The organism is Riemerella columbina (assembly GCF_030517065.1).
In the GTDB taxonomy this organism is placed as follows: Bacteria; Bacteroidota; Bacteroidia; order Flavobacteriales; family Weeksellaceae; genus Riemerella; species Riemerella columbina_A.
Genome location: NZ_CP103950.1, coordinates 251,608 through 274,789, shown reverse-complemented (window position 1 = coordinate 274,789; position 23,182 = coordinate 251,608). Strand labels below are relative to the sequence as shown.

The following is a 23,182-nucleotide window of genomic DNA, read 5'->3' as shown; positions in this document are numbered from 1 at the left end:
GGTAGCACCCGCAGGCGATTTTAATGATAAATTGCAAAAATGAATCATAGCTCGCAGGTGCTGCCTGTCTTAACTTTATTAACCTAAAAACCACACGGACTTTAAAAACTTTTGTTACCTTTACCTCATTAAAAACACGAAGATGAATTTAGAGAAAATCCTTCAGCACCGCAGAGCCGTTCGTGGACACAATACCTCACAATCAATTGATACAGAAAGGGTTAAAAAACGCATTGCGATTAACCCAATTAGCACCTACCAGCTCCAATATGCAGCTTTGGGAAGCCCATCATATCGCCAATCCTGAACTTTTACAACGGATTTCTCACGCTTGTTTAAACCAAAATACAACGAAAACAGCACAGCAAATCGTGGTTTTTGTAACACGACAAGACCTCTATCGAAAGCGTATCCGACAGATTATGGCGTTTGAAAAAGACAATATTCAGCGGAATAGTCCGCCGGAGCGAGTGGCAAAACGCTTTAAAGAAAAGCAAGATTATTATCAAAAAGTCATCCCTTTTTTATACGCTCGTTTCTTTGGAATACTCGGTTGGGTGCGGGTTTTGATTTCCTAACTCATCGGGATTTTTCAGCCTATGGTACGCCAAGTTTCCGAAACAGATATGCGTATATGGTTGTGCATAAATCCTGCGGTTTGGTGGCTCAAACTTTTATGCTCGCAATGGCGGAACAAGGCTATGACACCTGCCCCATTGAAGGGTTTGGCAGCCTCAGACTTAAGAAAATTCTCCGCCTACCACGAGGGAGCGAAATCAATATGGTAGTCAACTGTGGTATTCGCAGCACACAAGGTATTCACGGCGACCGCTACCGAGTGCCTTTTGAGGAAAATTACCATTTTCATCAGTAATATAATGATCTCATTTTTAATATTTTGAGGAATTTTATATTACCAAAAAACCATTTTTAACCAAACTAAAATGACCTTGTTTCTTTCAAAAATACTCCCCTACTCCTCATGCGCTATCCAGCCCCATTGGGTAAAGGTTTTTTGAACTTCGGGAGTTTTTAGAAATTCATAAAATTGTTGAGCCTTAGGGTATTGTAGAGCATATTGGGTAAGGGCGATACCACAATCTCGGTAGAGGCGTTTGTCCCTTGGGAGCTATACAAAATCAGCGGTGGTTTCGTTTTGTTTTTGCCAAATATTCCACGAAAGCCAAACCTCAATCTCTGGACTGTTTTTCCACGTCTGAGCCGCCGCACCGCTATTGATAGCAAACATCACGATATTTTTTCTAAACAACCTAAGTTTCTTAATATCAACCGAATAACGCATCACCAAGTCTTCCCAAGTTCCCGTGAGCCCTGCTCCATTCACGACCATAATTTTAGTATTGGGCTGGAGCAAATCTTCAAAATTGCGGATATTTTTGGGATTACCCTTTCGCACAATCAGTCCTAACTCCCTCAAATAGAGCGGATAAACTGTCGCTTCATCAATGATACCCAAATCTTGAATAAAGTTGGTCATCATAAATTCCGAGCCGCTATAAATGAGGTGGCGGCATTTTTCCACTTTCCAAACGGTCCTTTGATCACTTTTACAGGCACTTGGTGCTGTTGCGAAAACCGCTTCGCCGCCTCTTGTATCGGCGGATAAGGGGCACCAGGTCCGTAGACATAGAGCGTATCATTTTGTGCCCACAACAGAGTTTGGCAGAGGCAAAGGAGCATCGCAAGGAATAATCGGAATTTCATCGTTTTTAGTTTTTAATTGATTGATATTTACAACTTTACAACAACTTACCCCACGCTCCCCTCCAAGCTGATTTCTAACAGTTTTTGGGCTTCTATGGCAAATTCCATCGGCAACTTGTTCAAAACTTCTTTGCTAAATCCATTGACAATCAATGCGATAGCTTTTTCCGTATCGATGCCGCGCTGGTTGCAATAGAAAATCTGATCTTCGCCGATTTTGCTCGTGGTGGCTTCGTGTTCTATCTGTGCCGATGGATTTTTCACTTCTATATATGGGAAAGTATGCGCACCGCACTCGTTGCCCATCAGCAAAGAATCGCATTGCGAAAAGTTCCTCGCTCCTTTGGCAGAAGGCATTACCTTCACCAGCCCTCGGTACGAATTGTTGGATTTTCCTGCCGAAATCCCCTTGGAAATAATGGTGGATTTGGTGTTTTTACCAATGTGAATCATCTTCGTGCCCGTGTCCGCCCATTGGTGGTTGTTGGTTACAGCGATGGAGTAAAACTCGCCGATGGAATGGTCGCCTTTGAGGATGCAACTCGGATATTTCCAAGTAACGGCAGAACCTGTTTCCACCTGCGTCCACGAAATTTTGGCGTTTTTCTCGCACAATCCACGCTTGGTCACGAAGTTATAAACGCCACCCTTGCCGTCCTTATCTCCTGGAAACCAGTTTTGTACGGTAGAATATTTGATTTCGGCATTGTCCAATGCGATGAGCTCCACCACAGCGGCGTGAAGTTGGTTCTCATCTCTCGATGGCGCCGTACATCCCTCTAAATAAGACACATAGCTACCCTCATCGGCAATGACCAAAGTTCGTTCAAACTGCCCCGTACCTGCCTGATTGATACGGAAATATGTGGACAATTCCATCGGACAACGCACGCCCTTCGGAATGTAGCAAAACGAGCCATCGGAAAACACGGCAGAATTGAGCGCTGCATAGAAATTATCGGCTCTCGGCACCACCGACCCGATGTATTTTTTCACCAAATCAGGGTATTTTTGAATGGCTTCGGAAATGGAGCAAAAGATGATGCCCTTCTCCGCCAAAGTCTCCTGAAAAGTGGTCTTTACCGACACGGAATCCATCACCACATCAATCGCTACATTGCTCTCTACCACGCCTGTTAAGCGTTTTTGCTCCTCCAACGAGATGCCCAATTTTTTGAAAGTTTCCAATAGTTCTGGGTCTACCTCGTCCAAGCTGGCGAGTTGCGGTTTTTTCTTGGGTGCTGCGTAATATCTTATCGCCTGAAAATCAGGCTTTTCGTACTCCACATTTGCCCAATCGGGTTCTTCCATTTTTTGCCAAATCCGAAAGGACTCCAAGCGCCATTGTGTCATCCACTCGGGTTCCTCTTTCTTCGCCGAAATAGCTCGGATAATGTCCTCATTAAGCCCCACCGGAAAATCCTCATATTCAATATCGGTATAAAAACCGGCTTCGTATTCTTTATTTTCTAAATCTTTCCTAAGATGGTCCTCTGTATACTTACTCATTATTTTTTTATTAAAAAATTAAATAATTCAAAGATTAAAATGATTATTTGCAATAATTTAGCCTCAGATAATCAATGAATTTAGATAATTGTACGGATATATTTTTGCTATCTTGTATTAAATTTCATGTATTTATCCCAAAAATATAGTGGGCTAAATGCAACATATTTCTGACTTCTGCACAACTCCCTTTGGCGTATTTCAGAAATCGAATAAACTGTAAATTATTATTATACTCTGCGCCTTCGGCAATGTTATTACTGATGGACAGCACGGCTCTTTTCATCTGATTTTTAAATTCATACTCTTTATCAAAAGTTTGATCTTTCAGCAAATCAAAGACCTTCTTAGTGAGTTGCATCGCTAATTGGTAGACTTGAAATTCCTCAAAAGATTTGGTCACTATATTTTTGAATTTTTAAATCATTAAATCTTTTAATCTCTCTCTACAGCGAAAAACTCTCGCCGCAGCCGCAGGTTCTTTGGGCATTTGGGTTGTTGAAGACAAAGCCCTTGCCGTTGAGTCCGCCAGAATATTCCAAAGTGGTACCCGCTAAGTAGAGGATAGATTTTTTATCCACCACAATTTTTACGCCATTGTCTTCAAAAACTTGGTCGGCATCGTTCTGTTGGTTGTCAAATTTCAAGACATACTCCAGCCCACTGCAGCCGCCACTTTTCACGCCCACACGGATGAAATCTTGCTCGGGATTAAACCCATCTTCCGTCATCAGTTGCATGGCTTTATTTTTGGCTTGGTCTGATACTTTTATCACAATATTTAAATTTATTTAGAATGATTTTTTTCAACGGCAAAAATACAAACTAATTTATGGACTGACAAACATCATTTTTTTATTTTAACAATCTCTACCATTGATAAAAATTTTAACGATTGTATTTAACTTTATATCTTTGCTCGCATCTAAATATCGTCAACTTTTAAAATATTTCTATCAATGAGAGCCTCCATTTTAATTTTAATATTAGGATTTCAATTTTGTGCCGCACAAACCACGCGCTTTATTTATGAGCTAAGAATGAAGCCAGACACCACCAACCGAGAGCAAACCGTAACCGAAAATGTGGTGTTAGATATTACAGGGCAGCACTCTATTTTCTACTCGGAGAAGAGATTTCAAAGAGATTCGGTGATGACCAAAATGCGAGAAACTAAAAATTTCAATTTTGATAGAAGTAGTATGGAAAACTACCGCACCAAGGTTAATTATGTGGTATCCAAAGACTACCCGCAAGCTTTGGTCACCTTTAAAAACCGATTGGGCGCTGATGAATATCTTTACAAAGAAACCCAACCGATGACTTGGGAGGTGTTGCCAGAAACCTCCAAAATTGGAGAATATACCGTTCAAAAAGCGAAAACACAATATGGCGGAAGACTTTGGTACGCGTGGTTTACGATGGATATTCCTCTGCCTGATGGACCCTATAAATTCTACGGACTTCCAGGACTGATCGTAAAAGTGGAAGATGATAAAGGCGATTATAGTTTTGACCTAAAAGAAAGCAAAAAGGTGGAAGCTCCTGCGGTATTTTCCTCGCGGCGCCCTGCCATAGAAATTGAGAAAAAAGACTATCTGAAACAAGAACAACGCTATAAGGAAAATCCACTTTCTTTCATCAACAACTCTGGGAGAGCGAGAATACAAATTAACGATGGTGCCGCAAGAAAAAAAGTGGAAGAAACCTTCAAAGAAAATATGAAAAAGGAAAACAACCCTATAGAATTATAAAATATTTTATACATTTGTAGCATCAAAATGGCAAAGAAAATATCCATCTGGCTTATGATGATCGGTTTAGGCTTCTTTATTTACCCTAAATCTAATGTTGCTATGCTATTTTCTGCCACCGATTGTTGCACCATAAAAACAACCAAAACCGACTGTTGTTCATCGCATAAAAAAGAGAAGCACACGCCTCAACAAGAGCATTGCAGTTCAGACTGTGCCACCTGCCACGCACCTGTGGTTTCTATGGGCATTGTACAAACTGAAAAAGATTTCATCGCTAAAGAAAAAAAGGAAATTGCCAACCATATGGTGGTAGATTTTTACCTTCATTTTTTACCGCCTAACCCGCTAAAAGAGATTTGGCAACCGCCTAAAATCAGTTAATTTAAAATAAAAATAGACGCCATTCAGAATGGGTCTTATCATTCAGTTTTATCTTAAATTAACACTTATAAAAAATGAAAAATCTTTTTAAATATACCTTGGTTTTCCTATTCAGTATGGGAACCACCTTATTTTCAGCGCAAATCAGCAATGCTAAAACTGAAACCGCAAAAGTTTATGGCAACTGCGGAATGTGCAAAAAAACAATTGAAAAAGCTATCAATCAACCAGATGTAGTAGCTGCCACTTGGGATAAAAATACCAAAATCCTTACTTTTACCTACGACACTCAAAAAACCAACCGAAAAGCCATTTTGAAAAAAGTGGCAGATGCGGGCTATGACAATGAATTGTATAGAGCGGGAGATGTCGCCTATGGCAAACTCCATCAATGCTGCCAGTACAAGCGCCCAGAAGGCAAACACGAGGAAGTCACACACAAAGGACAAACCTGCGAAGTCCAATAACATCATCATTTTTTAACCGATTTTAAACCTTTTCGTTATGAAAAATACTGTCAGAAACCTATGGGTTTTTGCCTTGCTGTTGGTTTATGGGTGGTCTTTTGGACAAAGCACACCGCATACTGTTTTTGTAAATGGAGATTGTGGAGAGTGCCAAGAACGCATCGAAAAAACTGCCAAAAACGCAGGGGCAAAAACCGCCCATTGGGATATGGAAACCCAATTGTTAACCTTTGAAACCGAGGCGCCTGTTACCGAACAGCAAGTCTTAAAAGCTGTAGCGGAGGCTGGATACGACAATGCCCTATTCACCGCCCCAAAAGAGGCGTACGAGCAACTGCCCGAGTGCTGTCTTTATACCAGAAAACCTTCTGATTTTGAGAAAAATCTTAAAGAAGATAGCATCAAAATAGAGCATCAAAACCACCCCGCACATCAACATCAAAAAGATAAGAAAGATGAAAAAAATATAGAGCGGATTACCTTGACCAAACTAAAAGAAGCCACAGCGCTCCGCAAAAAAGAGGTCGGATTAACCTTTAATATCAGCAGCAAGGAACTTCTTAAAGCCGCTTGCTGTAACCTTTCCGAAAGTTTTGAAACCAATGCAACCGTAGATGTTTCGTTTAGCAATGCCGTTACGGGCACCAAGCAACTCCGAATGCTCGGTTTAGACCAAAAATACACCGCCCTCACCAAGGAATTATTGCCTGAAATTCGTGGTTTAGCAACTGCCTATGGGCTCAACTTTATCCCTGGGAGATGGATTGGCGGCATACAACTGACCAAAGGTGGTAGCACTGTGGTTAACGGCTACGAAAGTATTACAGGGCAAATCAACACCGAGTTGGTAAAACTGAACAAAAAACCAGAGTCTACCCTCAATATTTTTGCCGATGGCAATGGCAGAACGGAGCTCAATGTAACCAATACCACGCTACTTTCCCACCATTGGAACCAAAGTCTATTGCTCCACGCCAATGGCACTTTTACGGAAATGGATCAAAATAAAGATGGCTTCTTAGACCAGCCCAAAGGTCATCAGCTGAACGCCACTTATCTCCTCAATTATAGCGATTTAGAACACACAGGTTGGGGCAGTCATTTTGGTATCAATTTCCTTAGAGATGAAAGGAAAGCAGGGCAAAAAGGCTACGACTGGCAACGCCCTCAGAGCGAGCAATCGCTTTATGGTGTGGGCATCAATATTGGTAGAGTACAGCTGTGGAACAAAACGGGTTTTGTCTTCCCCAACCGCCCTTATCAAAGCCTTGGCTGGATGAACCAATTCACTTATCATCAGCAAGATAGCTTCTTCGGAAAACGAAATTATTTAGGAAAAGAAACTTCTTTTTATTCCAATTTGATTTTTGAAAGCATCATCGGCAATACCAATCATAAATATAAAGTGGGCGCGAGTTTCCTCTACGATCATTATGATGAAACCTACCTCACCGAAAATTTTAGTCGCACGGAAACGGTGCCTGGCATTTTTGCCGAATACACCACTACGGGCGAAAACTGGACACTTGTGGCAGGGCTTCGCTCCGATTTTCATAATCTGGCAGGCACACAAGTTTCGCCAAGGTTAAATTTTAAATACGACCTTACGCCCAAAACCGTGCTTAGGTTGAGTGCTGGGCGTGGCTTTAGAACGGCTAATATTTTTGCAGAAAGTCAGCGCTATTTTGCCTCTAATAGAAGTATAGAAATTAAAGCCAACGATGGCAAAATCTATGGTTTAAAGCCAGAAATCGCGTGGAATTATGGCGCCAGCCTTCAGCAAGAGTTTAAACTTTTCGGTAGAAAGGTATCGTGGGTAACGGATATTTTTAGAACCGATTTTAGCAGCCAAGTGCTCACGGATTTAGATGCTTCTACCCACAAAATTATTTTTTATAATTTAGATGGAAAATCTAAAGCCAATGCACTACAAACCCAATTGGACTGGAGCCCTATCCAAAACTTAGAACTTCGGTTGGCTTATAAATACTATGATGTTTGGGCTGATTATGAAAGCGGAAGGCGCAAAATTCCGTTTGTAGCCAAGCATAGAGGCTTTTTTAACGCCAGCTATTCTACCACGAAGAACGAAAAAGGCGGTTATTGGAATTTTGATGCTACGCTGCAATACATTGGAAAACAGCGATTGCCATTCACTCAGCAAAATCCTGAGGCTTTTCAATTGCCTTCTTATTCCAAGCCGTATGCGTTGCTCAATGCCCAAATTGCCAGACACCTCAACGAGAAAGTCCGCATTTATTTAGGTGCCGAAAATCTGACTTCTTACCACCAGCCACAACCGATTATAGATGCTGAAAACCCTTTTGGCAACTACTTTGATGGCGGTATGGTCTATACTCCTATTATGAACGCGAATGTCTATGCTGGGGTAGATATCAGTTTTTAATTTAATTTTTTAGTTTAATTCACTCTCGGTCAAGTGTTGCGCTTGACCGAGAGTTTTTTATTTTAAGTTTTTCTTTCTTTAAAAATGTTGATAAACAAAACCGCCCAAAGCAAAGGCACTATGGGCGATTTTAATTCTTTATTTTTGCTCTTTTTCGGGTTCAAATTTAAGACTGATGGAGTTCATACAATAGCGTACGCCCGTAGGTGGTGGACCATCGTTAAACACATGCCCCAAGTGGGAATCGCAGCGTTTGCAAACCACTTCTATACGCTCCATACCGTGGGAAGAATCTCGCTTGTATTTCACGCCATTTTTGTCGGCTTCAAAGAAGCTCGGCCATCCACAAGTGGAGGCAAACTTAGCATCTGACTTGAATAAATGATTGCCGCAAACTGCACAATAATAGTCACCTTTTTGATCAAAATCATTATACACCCCTGTGAATGGTCGCTCTGTAGCGGCTTCACGAGCTATTGCATAAAGCTCTGGCGAGAGCACGGCTTTCCATTCTTCGTTACTCACACTGAGATTATTATTGTCCGTTGTAGAATAATAAGGGTTGGTTTTAGAGTTTTCTAAAGGTTTCATATCTGTGTTATTTTTAGAGGTGCATTGTTGTAAAACGAGTCCTAAAACTACTGCCATTAGACTCATCTTGATTTGCATTGGATTATAATCCATATTTATTCATTAAAAATTGGTTGATTTGCTGGATTTAGAAGCTCTTTAAGGTTCTTGGTTCATCGCCAAAAGCGGCTCTATATATTCTCGGCTATTGCTGAGGCGTGGCACTTTATTCTGTCCCCCCAACTTACCTCGGCTTGCCAACCAGTTATAAAACAACTGAGGTTTCGCTTGGTGGATTACGGGGGTTTTAAGCGTCATATCATTATAGCGCTTGGCTTCATAATCAGAGTTGATGGCTTTGAGGTGTTCATCTAACAAATGCGTGAACTGCGACAAATCCGCTGGCGGACAGAGAAATTCTATTATCCATTCGTGGGCACCGCTTTCGCCTTCTTTCATAAAAACTGGAGCCGCTGTGTAATCCGTTATTTTGGCACCCGTGGCTTCGCAGGCTTTTGCGAGTGCCATTTCCGCATTGTCAATCATCAACTCCTCACCAAAAGCGTTAATGTGGTGTTTGGTTCGCCCAGAAATTTTAATGCGGTAAGGGTTAGTGCTCGTAAAACGAACGGTATCCCCAATCAAATAGCGCCAAAGCCCACCATTGGTCGTGATGACCACAGCATAATTTTTCCCTACCTCTACCTCTTCCAGTGGAATAGCTTCCAATTGATTTTGATTGAAACGATCCATTGGAATAAATTCATAGAATATTCCATAATCCAGCATCAAGAGCATTTCATCGCTATCGGAGCGGTCTTGAATTCCAAAAAAGCCTTCTGAGGCGTTATAAATTTCGTAATAATTGATCTCTTTTCCGATGAGATTTTTATATTCCTCTCGGTAAGGCTTAAAACTGATGCCACCGTGAAAAAAGACTTCCAAATTAGGCCAAAGCTCCGCGATAGTTTTATGTTTTGTTTCTTTTAAAATCCGCTGTAGAAGCACCATCATCCAGCTGGGAACGCCCGTTAAACTGCCCACATCTTCTTTAACCACCTCCGAAACGATAGCTTTCAGTTTGGTTTCCCATTCGGACATTAGGGAGGTTTTTTTGCTCGGCGTAGTGGTCATTTCTACCCAAAATGGTAGATTTTCAATCAGAATGGCGGAGAGGTCTCCAAACTTGGTGTTAAAATCTTCGTAAAGCTCTGAACTGCCGCCCAATCGCAAGTTTTTATACTGAAACAAAGTATTTTCTGGATGGTTATTGGCATAGATAGAAATCAAATCTTTGCCTGCCTTAAAGTGGCAGTTTTCTAAACTTTCATCGGAAATTGGGATAAATTTACTCTTCGCATTAGTGGTTCCCGAAGATTTGGCAAATTTTCTAATCGTTCCTTTCCATATGATGTCCTTTTCGCCACGGCGTGCGCGCTCTATATATGGCTCAAACGCTTCATAAGTCACAATGGGCACTTGGTTACAAAAATCTTGGTAGGTGGCAATATCCTTGAAGCCGCATCGCTTCCCATAGAGGGTTTCTTCTGCGGAAAACAACTGAGAAAACAACAGTCCTTTTTGGGTTTCTATGGGGTATTTAATAAAGTTCTGTATTTGGTCTATCCGCTGTTTGATAAACCAATTAACTACCGTATTAAAAAGCATTTTTGTAGCCATACCAAGCAAAGATAAGAAAAAAATAGGATTTAATAGCGGGGCCTCAACAGTATTTTAGTCTAAAAAATTATAAAATTTCATCAAATCGATAAAAAACCACCCCCGCAAGTTGTTTTAATATTCTGCGAGGGTGGTGTATGATTTTATTTATTATCAATCAGTGGTTTAGCAATATTCCTCATATGCCGCTTGGAGGTTAGCCGCAATAGCGCCCGCAGGGTTGCCCTCTATATGGTGTCTTTCTACCATATGAACCAGCTCGCCGTCTTTAAATAAAGCCACGCAAGGCGAAGAAGGAGGGAATGGCGCTAAGTGTTTTCTGGCTTCCGCCACGGCATCAATATCAAAACCTGCGAATACCGTTACCAAATGGTCTGGTTTTTTATCGCCAGTTAGGGAATAAAGAACGCCTGGTCTTGCTGCTCCAGCTGCACAACCGCACACGGAGTTGACCATCAATAGGGTGGTTCCTTCTTTTTTAAGAGCCTCATTAACGGCTTCTGGTGTTGTAAGGTCTTGGAAACCATTATCTGTTAATTCTGCCTTCATCGGCATCACTAATTCTTGTGGATACATAATATTATAATTTAAGTTTTTAAAAAGATTGACTACAAAATTACATTTTTTATCTTATTCTGCGAGGACTTAAGCATCAAAATCGTTCCAAAAAAAATATGTGCCATTATGTCAAAAAAAACACTCTAAGCTATTTTAGAGTGTTTTTTCATTTCAATTATTCAAACTAATCTACATCTTTATTGAGGTAACGATTTTCTCGCAATTCTATTTTGCCATTATGGTTGGTCATAAACTGGTCTATGTGCTGTTCGGAAGAGTTGATGTCCTCTATATTCAGGTTTTTTCTTCTGAAAGCTGGAATATTCTCAAAAGACTTTTCTCCCTCGTTTTTTTGATAATAGCGAGAATTAAATTCTTTCAATTTATTTTTGCGCTCCTGTACTTTAGTACTTTCGCTTGGCTTCTCGATAATGCTAAATAAATTCTGTTCCTCTGTAGGAAAAGAAGTTGAAGCGATGTCCTCTTTAGGCTCTTCTGTCACTGGTGTAGCGCTGGTAACTTCTTTAGAAACCTCTCTGATCTCCATCGCTACTTCTTCATCATACCGGAATTCTTCGTCATTATCCTGCACCTCATACTGGTGTGACTGCTCTTCATAATTAAAAGTTACACTCATCTCATCTGAGAAAAAATCATCATCTCCATAAGATGAAAAACCTAAGTCTGATGCGCTATCTCCCTCATCCTCTTGGAACTCATCAGAAGTTGAAATTTCGGTTAAAACCTCTATTTTTTGAGTTTGTAGCGTGCCTTCAATTGGGGTTGAAATAGAGTTACTTGTAGTAAAAGAGTGTGAATATCCGTCCTCCTCTCTATCGATACTCTGCGTGTTAGTAGTTGATGATACCTTTGTTTTTTTAAATGGAGATTCACGCTTCTCATTAGAATTTTGCTTTGGAGCAGGCTCTTCATCAAGGGAACGCCTTACCTTTTCCTTTGGGGTATTATCGTTAATGGGTTTATCTTTATTAAAGCCCGTGGCAATAACCAAAACTTTAATGGCGTTTCCTAATTCTTCATCAATACCGATACCTAAAATAATATTGGCACTGTTATCCCCTCCAGCTTCCGTTTGTACATAATCACTGATGAGTCCCACCTCATCCATTGTGGCTTCGTACAATTCATTTTCTTTGCCTTCTTGTTTGGTATTATCCACATTGTCAGGTGTTTTACCACTAAGTACCAATAAGAGCACATTCTTAGCCCCTGTGATTTTGTTATCGTTCAATAGTGGCGAGTCTAAAGCTTTTCTCACCGCCTCTTCCGCTCTGTTTTCTCCTGTGGCAACCCCTGTGGACATCAGCGCTGTACCTGAATTTTCCAGTACAGATTTCGCATCTCTAAAGTCAATATTCACAGAGAAAGGTGCGGTAATGACTTCTGCCATCCCCTTGGCGGCGTTGGTTAGAACCTCATCAGCTTTAGAAAACGCTTGTGTAAAACTCAGATTACCAAACTGTTGACGAAGTTTATCATTATTGATAACAATGAGAGAGTCTACATTTTCTCTTAATTTTTCTAAACCTTTAGCGGCTTGCTCCAATCTCCTTTTGCCTTCAAAAGCGAAAGGTACGGTAACGATAGCCACGGTAAGGATCCCCATTTCTTTAGCCACTTTAGCCACGATAGGCGCTGCCCCAGTCCCTGTGCCACCGCCCATTCCTGCGGTAATGAAGACCATTTTGGTATTCTGCCCCAAGGCGGCTTTGATGTCATCTATATTCTCTATGGCGGCTTTTTCGCCCACCTCTGGATCTGCCCCTGCGCCTAAACCTTCGGTAATGGTGGTTCCCAGCCTTACTTTGTTTGTGATAGGGTTTTCATTCAGCGTTTGGGCATCGGTATTACAAATGATGAAATCTACATTACGAATGCCTTTTTCGTGCATATGCTTAAGGGCATTATTACCGCCACCGCCTACGCCTATTACTTTGATAATAGATGACTTGCCTTTTGGTAAATCTAATTCAAATCCTATATTATTTTTCTCTTCCATGGGTTGATTTAAAAAAACGAAAATACTTAATTATTCTGTATCATCCAAAAATTCTTTGATTTTTTTTAAGATGATTTGTCCTATTGATTCTTTTTTAGCGGTTCTTTTTTCTTTATGCTCAAGCACTGTCTCTTTGGCCTCTTCTCTTGTGGGCTCTTGCTGTGTTTGTTGCGTGGTTTCTTGCTGTTTTTCTTCTTCCTCTTCTACTAAGTTGGCATTGTTTCGCAAGCCTTCCATTAAAAGTCCGATGGAGGTGGCAAAACTTGGGTTTTTTAAAATTTGCTCTTTATCATTAGCAATGTATTCATTAGCAAAGCCAATGCGGCTCTCTATCCCCAATTCAAAATTAAATAACTGCCTCAAATGCTTTAGGTTAGAGCCTCCGCCAGTGAGCACCACCCCTGCGATGAGCTTTTTCTTCGGTTCTTGTACGCCGTAAGTAATCAATTCACTATTGACCATGGTTAAAATTTCCTCCAACCGCGCGTGGATAATCTGTGCCAAGGCTTTTTGAGATATTTCTTTATTCGGACGCCCACCGAGCCCTTTTATGGCAATCACCACATTGTCTTGTTCCATTTCTGGCAATGCAGAGCCGTATTTTACTTTTAGAATCTCGGCATCTCTTTCAAGGATAGAGCAACCTTCTTTAATATCATGGGTAATGATACCGCCTGCGTAAGGAATCACACAAGTGTGTTTGATGGTATGGTCTTTAAAAATGGCAATATCCGTAGTGCCTCCGCCAATATCTACGATGGCAACACCCGCTTCTCTCTCATCCTTGGTTAGCACAGATTCCGCCGATGCTAAGGGCTCCAGCGTTAAGCCTACCATCTCTAAACCAGCTTCTTTTACACAACGGGCGATGTTTTTAATATTGCTAATGCGCCCCACCACCACATGGAAATTCGCTTCTAAACGCTTGCCGTGCATCCCAATTGGGTCTTTAATATCCCCTTCGGAATCCACCTTGTATTCCTGTGGCAAAACATGGATGATCTGTTCCCCAGGGAGCATCACCAGTTTTTTCACTTGCTCTTTAAGCGCTTCTATATCTTTTTCGGTGATGTATTCATCAGGGTTTTCCCTCATAATATAATCCGAATGCTGTAGCGAGCGGATGTGCTTTCCTGCAATCCCCACCGTTACTTTTTTTATCGTTACTTTTGCGCTTTTTTCGGCAAGCTCTACCGCCTTTTTAATGGAGTCTATGGTTCTGGATACATTATTCACAATTCCGTTCTGTACGCCCAAGCTCTTGGCAACGCCCAAGCCCATCACTTCTATTTTTCCTAATTGATTATAACGCCCTACCAAAGCGACAATTTTAGTTGTCCCGATGTCTAATCCTACTGAATATTCTTGATGTTCCATTTTGCTTATGTCTTTATTTTTTATCTTCTTGCTGTGTTTTATACGGACGTGATAATGTGGTCACAATCTGATTGTTATACTTTAATGATATTTTAGAATATTTCTGCGGTTCTTGATAAACCAAATATTTTTCTACAAAGGTTTTAAATCCTTGGATTTTAAAGTCTATATTCTCTAAACTGCCCAACTCTACGGTGTAATGCTCCTCGTTGGTAATGAGATGATAATTTTGACCTTTTTTAACGATGCCAATGAAAAACTTTCGGCAGAACTCATCTCTATTGATTTTATTAACCAACTGAATCAGTGGGAGATATTCTTCTTTTGAGATATTGCCACTAACCAACATACAAGGGTATGCGTAGTTCTTCTGCATCGGGAACGCCACGCCTTTCGCATCTATATAGACCTCTTGTTTTCCGTTTTGAAGTCTAAAAATAGGCGTTCTCTGGATGATATCCAAATGCAGAATTCCATTGAGGCTAAGGTAAACATTCGCGCTGTCTATGGCTGGTAGGCTGCGAATTTGTTTTTCCAACCGCGGAATATCTATGCTTCCTATTTTCTGCGAAGGGTTATATTGCGCAATCATTTGCTGAATGTCTTGCTCATCAATAAAATAAACAGGATGCTCGCCTTGCATCATATTGAGTGCAACGCCAGGCATTTTGGTCTCGCTAAATCTTTTCAAAGAAAAACTTAGTAGAAACCCTAAAACAACTACGGTAACAATGATTTTTAATATTCTATATTTATTCTTCATTCCACTAAGTCGGTTTTTATTGTGATTTTGGCAATGCCGATATATATTCTACCAACGGCTCATACAAAGTATCAATATTCCCAGCGCCTACCGTAAGGAGGATATCAAAATCTTTGGTTTTTACCGCCTCCAAAGTTTCTTCTAACGATACCTCCGCTTTATCCTCCAACTCTATTTTATCTAAAAGCCACGCCGAGTTAATCCCTTCAAAATGCTCTTGGCGCTCTCTGGCAGGGTAAATATCCAACAACAGCAAAGCATCACCTTGGGCAAGGCTTTTCGCAAAATCATCCGCAAAATCTTTGGTTCGGCTGAATAAATGCGGCTGGAAAAGCACCAACAACTTCTTCTCTGGGTAAAAAGTTCGGATAGAACCGAGAACCGCATTGAGCTCCGTTGGGTGGTGAGCATAGTCATCAATATAGATTTTGCCGTTTTCAAAATTGTGTTTGGTGTACCTTCTTTTAATTCCTTTAAAACGAGATAATGCCTCCTTAAGTACCGACAAATCTACGCCCATACGGTGGAGTACCGCCAGCGCCGCCGTAGCATTTTCCACATTATGAATCCCTGGAATATCCCAAGAAAACGATGCCACCTCGCCCTCTGGCGTATGGAAATCAAAAGCCATCTGATCCCCACGAAGTTCTAAGCCATCGGCGTAATAATCCGCTTTCTCATTCACAGCGTAGGTAGTGGCATTTCTACCAATGTTGATGCCTTTCCTCACGAATAATTGAGGGAGATGAGGTACCAAATGAGCAAAATCTTTAAATCCTTGTTCTATGGTGGCTTTATCGCCGTAGATGTCCAAGTGATCGGCATCCGTGGAGGTGATAATTGCCCAATCTGGGGAAAGATGCAGGAAACTTCTATCGTACTCATCGGCTTCTACCACGGTGTAATCATTGCCGTTATAGAAAAAATTAGAGCCAAAATTTTCCGAAATACCGCCTAAAAATGCAGAAAACGGCAAACCTGCCTCCTGACAAAGATGAGCCACAAGGCTGGAAGTCGTAGTTTTACCGTGCGTGCCCGCAATAGCGATGCACTGGGTATCTGCGGTAATCAGCCCCAACACTTGGGCGCGTTTTAAAACCTCAAAATGGTGGTTTTTAAAATGGTCTAAAATCCCTAAAGTCTTAATGGCAGGCGTATAAATAACCAAAGTGGTCTCTGGTTTTAGCGCTGTTATTTCTGGCGTTATTTCATCTTCAAACTGAATAGAAATCCCCTCGGATTGTAGGGTTTTGGTCAGTTTGGTTTCGGTTTTATCATAGCCTAAAACTTGTTTGCCTATGGAGTGAAAATACCGCGCTAATGCCGACATACCAATGCCGCCAATACCGATGAAATAAAATGTGGTATATTGTTTTAGGGTGTTCATTTCGCTTTGATTTTAAGGCTTTTTTATCATTGTGATCATCTGATTTACAATATCTTGAGTTGCATTAGGCTTCGCAAAAAATGCAATATTTTTGGATATTTCCTGTCTTAGAGCTTCATCATCCGTTAGCGTGGTTAAAGTTTCCCAAAAGCGGGCGTCCATTTCGGTATCTCTGACCATTTTGGCAGCGTTTCTATCTACCAAAGTTTGAGCATTTTTGGTTTGATGATCTTCGGCAGCAAAAGGGAAAGGTACCAAAAGTACAGGCTTTGCCGCCACCGCTAACTCCGAAATGGCAATAGCGCCAGCACGAGAGACAATCACATCTGCCGCCGCATACGCCGTGCCCATATCCGAGATAAATTCTTTAATCAAAAGTGGTGTTTGAGCTTCCTCTGCCCACTTCTGATGAGCCGTTCTAATGGCTTGACCTTCTGTTTTTCCAGTTTGCCAAATCAGTTGGATACCTTTTTCTTGCAAGCTTTCTAAATGTTTTGCCCAAGCTTGATTAAGCGTGCGAGAGCCCAAAGAGCCGCCCACCGAAAGCACCACCATTTGCTCTGGATGAAGCCCCAATTTTTGTTTGGCTTCGCGTGCATCTATCTTATCCGTTATTATATTCTCTCGGATGGGATTTCCTAAAAAATAAGTAGGCGTTTGCCCAAAAAACGAGTTCATTTCTGGGTAGGCTGTAAATACGGCTTTCGCTCTTTTTGCTAAAAATAAATTGGTTTTCCCAGGCAGAGAATTTTGCTCCTGCACAAAAATAGGAACGCCCAACATAGAGGCGACAAACAGCGCTGGACCACTGGCAAAACCACCTGTGCCCACCGCAAAATCTGGCTTAAAGGCTTTGATGATTTGTCTGGCTTTGCGTAAACTTTGGATCACTTTAAACGGTAAGTTAAAGTTTTTCAATAGATTACCCCTATCAAAGCCTGCGATATTCAATCCTTCTATTCTGAACCCCGCTTGTGGGATTTTCTCCATTTCCATTTTTCCCAAAGCACCAATGAAAAGAAACTCTGCCTTAGGATAGCGTTTTTGAATTTCTTGAGCGATGGCTATGGCTGGGAAAATATGCCCACCAGTGCCTCCACCGCTCATCAGCACCCGAGGGGCAAAGTGTTCATCTTGTTCTATGGTATGTAAATGGTTCATCTTCGTTTAAAAATTTAAAATAGTCTATGCAATATCATTGATTTCCTCAATACTTTGTTGCCTGCCAAAGCCTTCTTCATCATAAATCTGGATTCTGGAGCTTACATTGAGAATAATGCCCAACAAAGCGTAGGTTACCAACATAGAGGTTCCTCCGTAACTAATCAATGGGAGTGGCTGCCCTGTTACGGGGATCAGGTTAAGCGCCACCGCAATATTTACCGAGAGTTGTAAGAAAAACATTACTCCTAAACTCAGCACCAAGAGCGTTCCAAAAAAGGCGGGCATTTTATTCGCGATGATGATGATTCTAAAGATAATCACCGAGTACAAAAATAAAAGTCCTATTGTACCCACAATGCCATATTCCTCAATGATGATGGCAAAAATAAAATCTGATGCCGACTGTGGCAACTTTTGTTTAAGTGCGCTCTTCCCTGGTCCTACTCCTGTGTATTTACCGTGAACTATGGCGGCTTTGGCTTGGTTCACTTGGTAGTTTTTCGTTTTTAAAACTTCTTTTTCTTCCTCGGAAAGTTGGTCTTTAGATTTGGTAAAAGCTTCTATACGGCTCGCCCAAGTGTGGATTCTGGTATCTTTGGCAACATCGGTTTTGAGCAAAACAGTAATCGCTACCACACTCACAAGAACGGCGGTGGAGATAAAACCGACAATATACTTCCAGCCTAAACCACCTAAAATAAGCACCGCTATGGACACCATTAAAATCATCAGTGCTGTGGAGCCATTGTCCTTCGCTACTAAGACAAAAACGAGCAAAATAGGACCAAAGACATAGATGATATTTTCAATAGGTAACCGCTCGCGATTTACGCTTTTGGTCAGGTACCAACAGAGGTAGATAATCAGCATTAAATAAGCAATAGAAGAGGGCTGGAACGAAAGCCCAATCCCTGGAATGGTAATCCACCGAGAGGCGCTGGCACCTTCTATGGTTTGCCCCATAAACATCGTTACAATAAGTAGAACGATAGAGCATATTAACCCTATGATGCTCAGTTTCCCGATGTATTCATATTTGAAGATGCTCATCCCTCTCATCAGAAATAATCCTGCGATAATAAAGATAATATGCTTAATCAAGTGCCCCGAAGTGGTTCCATTATTCACGATATAAACCAAATTGGAAGACGCCGAATAAACAGGCAAAATGGAAAACAACGAAATTGCGATAATCGCAATCCACAGGATTCTATCGCCTTTAAAGAAATGGTATTTGGTGATATTCTCTTCCATAGGTTTAATATTTTAGCACCTCATTTTTAAATTGTTCGCCACGGTCTTCGTAGTTTTTAAAAAGGTCAAAGCTGGCACAGCACGGCGAGAGCAGCACGGCATCTCCCTCTTGGGCAATGGTATGCGCTATTTTTACCGCCTCCGCCATACTACTGGTGTCGTAAATTCGTTCTTTTTTATCTCGGAAAAAGTCAATAATCTTCTGGTTATCCAATCCCATAGCGATGATGGCTTTCACTTTCCGTTTCACTAAATCTTCTATCTCGGTATAATCATTACCTTTGTCCACGCCGCCTACAATCCAAATGGTCGGCTGGGTCATACTCTCCAGTGCGTAATAAGTAGCATTCACATTGGTGGCTTTACTATCATTGATGTAAGGCACGCCCTCTTTCACCGCGATTTCTTGCAAACGGTGGTCTACTGCTTGGAAGGTCATCAGCGAGTTTCGGATTTCATCATTTTTAATGTCCAACAACTTCCCTGCGATGGATGCCGCCAGACTATTCGCTACATTATGATTGCCGATGAGGGCTAAATCTTCAATCTTCATTGTGAATTCATCTTGGAGCTTCACCACCAAGCGGTCATCTTCCACATAGCCACCTTCTTCCAGTTTTTCCTTAATGGAGAAGGGTACTTTTTTCACCCGTAAATCCAACTCTTGGAGGATTTTCTGGCTCATTTCATCATCTTTATTATAAATGAAGAAATTATCATTCTCTTGATTTTCAGCAATTTTAAACTTAGCTAATGCATACTCTTCATAATTATAATTGTATTGATCCAAATGGTCTTGGCTCAAATTTAAAAGTAAAGAAATATATGGTCTAAAATTCTGAATATCATCTAATTGGAAAGAGCTCACCTCCAGCACATAGTACTCAAAATTTTCATCTGCCACCTGTTTGGCAAAGCTTTTTCCAATATTGCCACCAATGCCCACATTCATCCCGTTATTTTTTAGGATATGATAGATGAGCGAGGTGGTGGTGGTTTTACCGTTACTCCCCGTAATCGCGATGATTTTCGCGTTGGTAAACTCCGAGGCAAACTCAATCTCCGAAGATAACCGAATGCCCTTCAAGTTGATTTTGAAAATAATATCCGCTTTTTTAGGAATTCCTGGGGATTTAATCACCCAATCTGCACTGAGGATGCGCGCTTCATCATGCCCACCTTCTTCGTACTCAATACCGTGCTGCGTGAGTAGGGTTTTGTATTCCTCTTTAATCTGCCCTTTGTCAGAAACAAAGACCTCCATCCCCTTCTTTTTAGCAAGGTAGGCAGCGCCAAAACCACTTTCTCCAGCCCCTAATACAACGATTTTCATATTTTTTTCTAACAGTTTTTTATGATCAGATGCTCATCACATCTTTTTTTCTATTTTTAATGATTTAAAAAGAATTTTTATCTAATCTTAAGCGTAATAAGGCAGATAATCGCTAATACCACACCAATGATAATCATTCTGTTGACAATTTTGCTCTCGTGATAGCCACTTTTCTGATAATGGTGGTGTAGCGGCGACATCTTGAAGAGTCTATTATTTTGGGCATATTCTAAGCCGTATTTTTTCTTTCGGTATTTGAAAACCGCCACCTGCAGCATCACGGAAATGTTTTCTATCAAGAAAATACCACAAAGCACAGGGATGAGCAATTCTTTCCGCAAGATGATGGCTAAAACGGCAATCACTCCGCCCAACATCAAACTGCCCGTATCTCCCATAAACACTTGCGCGGGGTAAGTATTATACCAGAAAAATCCGATGACAGCACCTACCATTGCTACGGCAAAAATGGTGGTCTCGCCCATATCTGGAAGGAACATAATATTGAGGTAATCCGCAAAAATGATATTCCCAGAAATATACGCGAAAAATGCCAAAGTCAGCAAAATGACAGCGCTGGTTCCTGCCGCCAATCCATCAATACCATCGGTGATATTCGCGCCATTGGACACCGCCGTTACGATGAATATCACGAAAGGGATAAACACCACCCACGCCCACTCATGCGCCTCTTGCTCATCCATCCAGAAGAGAATGCCACTATAATCAAACTCGTTATTTTTAATCATAGGCACGGTGGAAACAGGGATTTTTTCTTCTGGCATAAAGTTTTGCTCTACATTATTTCTATTGACCACCTTGGCATCGGCATATTTTCTTTTCACGGTAATATCGGGGTGGAAATACATGGTCACGCCCACGATGAGTCCTAAGCCTACTTGCCCAATCACCTTGAATTTTCCGCTCAGCCCATCTTTGTTTTTCTTAATTTTTTTGAGGTAATCATCAATAAAGCCGATAACGCCCATCCAAACCACCGAAACGATAAGGAGGATAATATAAATATTGTCAATTTTGGTAAACAACAGCACTGGAATTAGCGTCGCGATGATGATAATCAGTCCGCCCATAGTGGGAGTACCTTCCTTTTGTTTTTGTCCTTCTAAGCCTAAATCTCTCACCAGCTCTCCCATCTGTTTTCTTCTCAGAATATTGATGATTTTCTTTCCGTAAATCAAAGCGATAACCAAAGACAAAAGCACCGCCATAGCCGCCCGAAACGAAATGTATTTCAGCAAATTAAGCCCTGGAACATGGATGCCATTGGCGATTAAATATTCATACAAATAATATAGCATATTTTATTATTTTTTAAATTTAAAACAATAATTTTGTTTCCGTTATTTTTTACTTAGACATCGCTTGGCAAAGGGTTTTTATCACCTCTTTATCATCAAAATGATGCTTTACACCATTGATGTCTTGATAAGTTTCGTGCCCTTTTCCTGCCACCAATACAATATCTTTAGGTTCCGCGAATTTAATCGCCATTTTTATGGCTTCTTTCCGATCTGGCACCACCGTGTATTTACTAAAATACTGCGGCTCCACGCCAGCCTCTATTTCGCGAATAATCTGTTGTGGATCTTCCGTCCTTGGGTTATCCGATGTGATAATCGCTAGGGTAGATTTGCGCGTGGCTATTTTGCCCATTGCAAGGCGTTTGTCTTTGTCCCTATCGCCGCCACAGCCAAATACCGTGATCAGCCTTTCGTTTTTTGTGCGGATTTCATTGATGGCATCTAAGGTATTTTCCAACGCGTCTGGCGTGTGGGCATAATCTACCACGAAGAAAATACCGCCATCTGATTTTAAGGTTTCAAACCTGCCATTCACGCGTTTAAGTTGGGATAAAGCTTGAAGGATTTCCACAGCATCAAAGCCCAATTCTTGTGCTATACCGAAAACCAATAACAGATTATAAATATTAAACTTCCCTGTGAGGGTGGTCCAAAATTCTTTTCCGTTAAAGTTCAACAGCATTCCGTTAAAATCTGCCTCCAAAAGTTTGCCGTGATAATCCGCTATGGTTTTCATCGCGTAGGTTTTCTTTTGAGCAAGCGTATTCTGGAGCATTACCTTACCATTTTTATCATCAATATTGGTTATCGCAATGGCTTCCTTTGGTAAGGCATCAAAAAATGCTTTTTTGGCATTCAGATAATCTAAGAAAGTTTTGTGATAATCCAAATGGTCGTGCGTGAGGTTGGTAAATCCTGCAACGGCAAACCGAAGCCCACGGATACGCCCTTGGTGAATGCCGTGAGAAGAAACTTCCATAAAGGCATACTCGCAGCCGCTGGCGACTGCCTTGGCTAAAATCTGGTTGAGGGTAATCACATCTGGCGTGGTGTGCGTAGATGGGAAAACCTCCGTGCCGATGCGGTATTCCACCGTAGAAATAAGCGCCGATGAATAGCCTAATTTCTGGAAAACATCAAACAATAAAGTGGACACCGTGGTTTTCCCATTGGTGCCTGTAACGCCGATGAGCTTCAACTTCTCTGATGGGCGTCCATAAAAATTAGCCGCCAACAGCCCTGAAGCCTCGGTGGTATCCTTCACTTGGATGTAAACCACGCCCTCGGTGAGCTCTTGTGGGAGGTCTTCGCAAACGATAGCCGTGGCGCCTTTTTCAATCGCAGAAGTGATGAACTGATGACCATCAGCCACCGTGCCTCTCATCGCGATGTAGAGCGTGCCTGCCTCCACCTTACGGCTATCCATAGCTAAGGCTGACACCTCTTGCTCCAGATTTCCGATGGTATTGAGAACCGATATATTTTGTAATAAATCACTGATTTTCATT

At 41.3% G+C, this 23,182-nt stretch carries 20 protein-coding genes and 2 pseudogenes; 5 read left to right on the top strand and 17 right to left on the bottom strand.

The window, feature by feature from the left end:
• Positions 1–142: 142 nt before the first annotated feature.
• Positions 143–874: pseudogene (locus NYR17_RS01240) on the top strand (nitroreductase family protein).
• A 99-nt stretch (positions 875–973) separates the two neighbouring features.
• Here the strand turns inward: NYR17_RS01240 and NYR17_RS01235 are convergent.
• From NYR17_RS01235 to NYR17_RS01215, 5 genes and pseudogenes are all read right to left on the bottom strand, one after another.
• Positions 974–1,498: pseudogene (locus NYR17_RS01235) on the bottom strand (substrate-binding domain-containing protein).
• Entirely contained in the window at positions 1,498–1,725 is a 228-nt protein-coding gene (locus tag NYR17_RS01230; RefSeq protein WP_302505882.1) for a hypothetical protein, read from the bottom strand. Before NYR17_RS01230 ends, NYR17_RS01235 begins: the two are co-directional and overlap by 1 nt.
• Before the next feature lie 45 nt (positions 1,726–1,770).
• Positions 1,771–3,234, bottom strand: a complete 1,464-nt coding sequence (gene sufB, locus NYR17_RS01225) for a Fe-S cluster assembly protein SufB (protein ID WP_302505881.1) — start codon at positions 3,232–3,234, stop codon at positions 1,771–1,773.
• Between the two features lie 124 nt (positions 3,235–3,358).
• Positions 3,359–3,637, bottom strand: a complete 279-nt coding sequence (locus NYR17_RS01220; RefSeq protein WP_302505880.1) for a four helix bundle protein — start codon at positions 3,635–3,637, stop codon at positions 3,359–3,361.
• 43 nt (positions 3,638–3,680) lie between these two features.
• On the bottom strand, positions 3,681–4,010 hold the full coding sequence (locus NYR17_RS01215) for a HesB/IscA family protein (RefSeq protein ID WP_302505879.1): 330 nt from the start codon (positions 4,008–4,010) through the stop codon (positions 3,681–3,683).
• Between the two features lie 183 nt (positions 4,011–4,193).
• On the opposite strand from NYR17_RS01215, the gene NYR17_RS01210 reads away from it, so the two are divergent.
• The 4 genes from NYR17_RS01210 to NYR17_RS01195 all read left to right on the top strand — a co-directional run bounded on the left by NYR17_RS01210 (position 4,194) and on the right by NYR17_RS01195 (position 8,246).
• Complete coding sequence (locus NYR17_RS01210) at positions 4,194–4,988, top strand: GLPGLI family protein (RefSeq protein ID WP_302505878.1); 795 nt, start codon at positions 4,194–4,196, stop codon at positions 4,986–4,988.
• 27 nt (positions 4,989–5,015) lie between these two features.
• Complete coding sequence (locus NYR17_RS01205; RefSeq protein WP_302505877.1) at positions 5,016–5,372, top strand: hypothetical protein; 357 nt, start codon at positions 5,016–5,018, stop codon at positions 5,370–5,372.
• A 74-nt stretch (positions 5,373–5,446) separates the two neighbouring features.
• Positions 5,447–5,839 carry a heavy-metal-associated domain-containing protein gene (locus NYR17_RS01200; RefSeq protein WP_302505876.1) on the top strand — a complete coding sequence of 131 codons (393 nt, stop codon included), beginning with the start codon at positions 5,447–5,449 and terminating at the stop codon, positions 5,837–5,839.
• 37 nt (positions 5,840–5,876) lie between these two features.
• Positions 5,877–8,246, top strand: coding sequence for a TonB-dependent receptor (locus NYR17_RS01195; RefSeq protein WP_302505875.1), 2,370 nt, complete (start codon positions 5,877–5,879; stop codon positions 8,244–8,246).
• 138 nt (positions 8,247–8,384) lie between these two features.
• On the opposite strand, the gene msrB is transcribed toward NYR17_RS01195, so the two are convergent.
• The 12 genes from msrB to NYR17_RS01135 form a co-directional block, all read right to left on the bottom strand.
• On the bottom strand, positions 8,385–8,837 hold the full coding sequence (gene msrB / locus NYR17_RS01190; RefSeq protein ID WP_438826610.1) for a peptide-methionine (R)-S-oxide reductase MsrB: 453 nt from the start codon (positions 8,835–8,837) through the stop codon (positions 8,385–8,387).
• Between the two features lie 138 nt (positions 8,838–8,975).
• Complete coding sequence (locus NYR17_RS01185) at positions 8,976–10,496, bottom strand: GH3 auxin-responsive promoter family protein (protein ID WP_302505873.1); 1,521 nt, start codon at positions 10,494–10,496, stop codon at positions 8,976–8,978.
• Positions 10,497–10,661: 165 nt separating this feature from the next.
• Positions 10,662–11,072 carry a BrxA/BrxB family bacilliredoxin gene (locus tag NYR17_RS01180; RefSeq protein WP_302505872.1) on the bottom strand — a complete coding sequence of 137 codons (411 nt, stop codon included), beginning with the start codon at positions 11,070–11,072 and terminating at the stop codon, positions 10,662–10,664.
• Between the two features lie 166 nt (positions 11,073–11,238).
• Positions 11,239–13,074, bottom strand: a complete 1,836-nt coding sequence (ftsZ, locus tag NYR17_RS01175; RefSeq protein WP_302505871.1) for a cell division protein FtsZ — start codon at positions 13,072–13,074, stop codon at positions 11,239–11,241.
• A 30-nt stretch (positions 13,075–13,104) separates the two neighbouring features.
• Positions 13,105–14,451 carry a cell division protein FtsA gene (gene ftsA, locus NYR17_RS01170; protein ID WP_302505870.1) on the bottom strand — a complete coding sequence of 449 codons (1,347 nt, stop codon included), beginning with the start codon at positions 14,449–14,451 and terminating at the stop codon, positions 13,105–13,107.
• A gap of 13 nt (positions 14,452–14,464) precedes the next feature.
• Entirely contained in the window at positions 14,465–15,214 is a 750-nt protein-coding gene (locus NYR17_RS01165; RefSeq protein ID WP_302505869.1) for a cell division protein FtsQ/DivIB, read from the bottom strand.
• 16 nt (positions 15,215–15,230) lie between these two features.
• A complete protein-coding gene (gene murC, locus NYR17_RS01160) occupies positions 15,231–16,601 on the bottom strand; it encodes a UDP-N-acetylmuramate--L-alanine ligase (protein WP_302505868.1) in 1,371 nt (456 codons plus the stop codon).
• Positions 16,602–16,613: 12 nt separating this feature from the next.
• Complete coding sequence (gene murG, locus NYR17_RS01155) at positions 16,614–17,762, bottom strand: undecaprenyldiphospho-muramoylpentapeptide beta-N-acetylglucosaminyltransferase (RefSeq protein ID WP_302505867.1); 1,149 nt, start codon at positions 17,760–17,762, stop codon at positions 16,614–16,616.
• Positions 17,763–17,786: 24 nt separating this feature from the next.
• Positions 17,787–19,019: an FtsW/RodA/SpoVE family cell cycle protein gene (locus tag NYR17_RS01150; RefSeq protein ID WP_302505866.1), complete on the bottom strand. Its 1,233-nt coding sequence runs from the start codon at positions 19,017–19,019 to the stop codon at positions 17,787–17,789.
• A 4-nt stretch (positions 19,020–19,023) separates the two neighbouring features.
• Positions 19,024–20,352 (bottom strand): UDP-N-acetylmuramoyl-L-alanine--D-glutamate ligase, encoded by a 1,329-nt coding sequence (murD, locus tag NYR17_RS01145; protein ID WP_302505865.1) that lies wholly within the window; start codon positions 20,350–20,352, stop codon positions 19,024–19,026.
• 77 nt (positions 20,353–20,429) lie between these two features.
• Complete coding sequence (gene mraY / locus NYR17_RS01140; protein ID WP_302505864.1) at positions 20,430–21,671, bottom strand: phospho-N-acetylmuramoyl-pentapeptide-transferase; 1,242 nt, start codon at positions 21,669–21,671, stop codon at positions 20,430–20,432.
• 49 nt (positions 21,672–21,720) lie between these two features.
• Positions 21,721–23,181, bottom strand: a complete 1,461-nt coding sequence (locus NYR17_RS01135) for a UDP-N-acetylmuramoyl-L-alanyl-D-glutamate--2,6-diaminopimelate ligase (RefSeq protein WP_302505863.1) — start codon at positions 23,179–23,181, stop codon at positions 21,721–21,723.
• Between the last annotated feature and the right edge of the window lies 1 nt (position 23,182).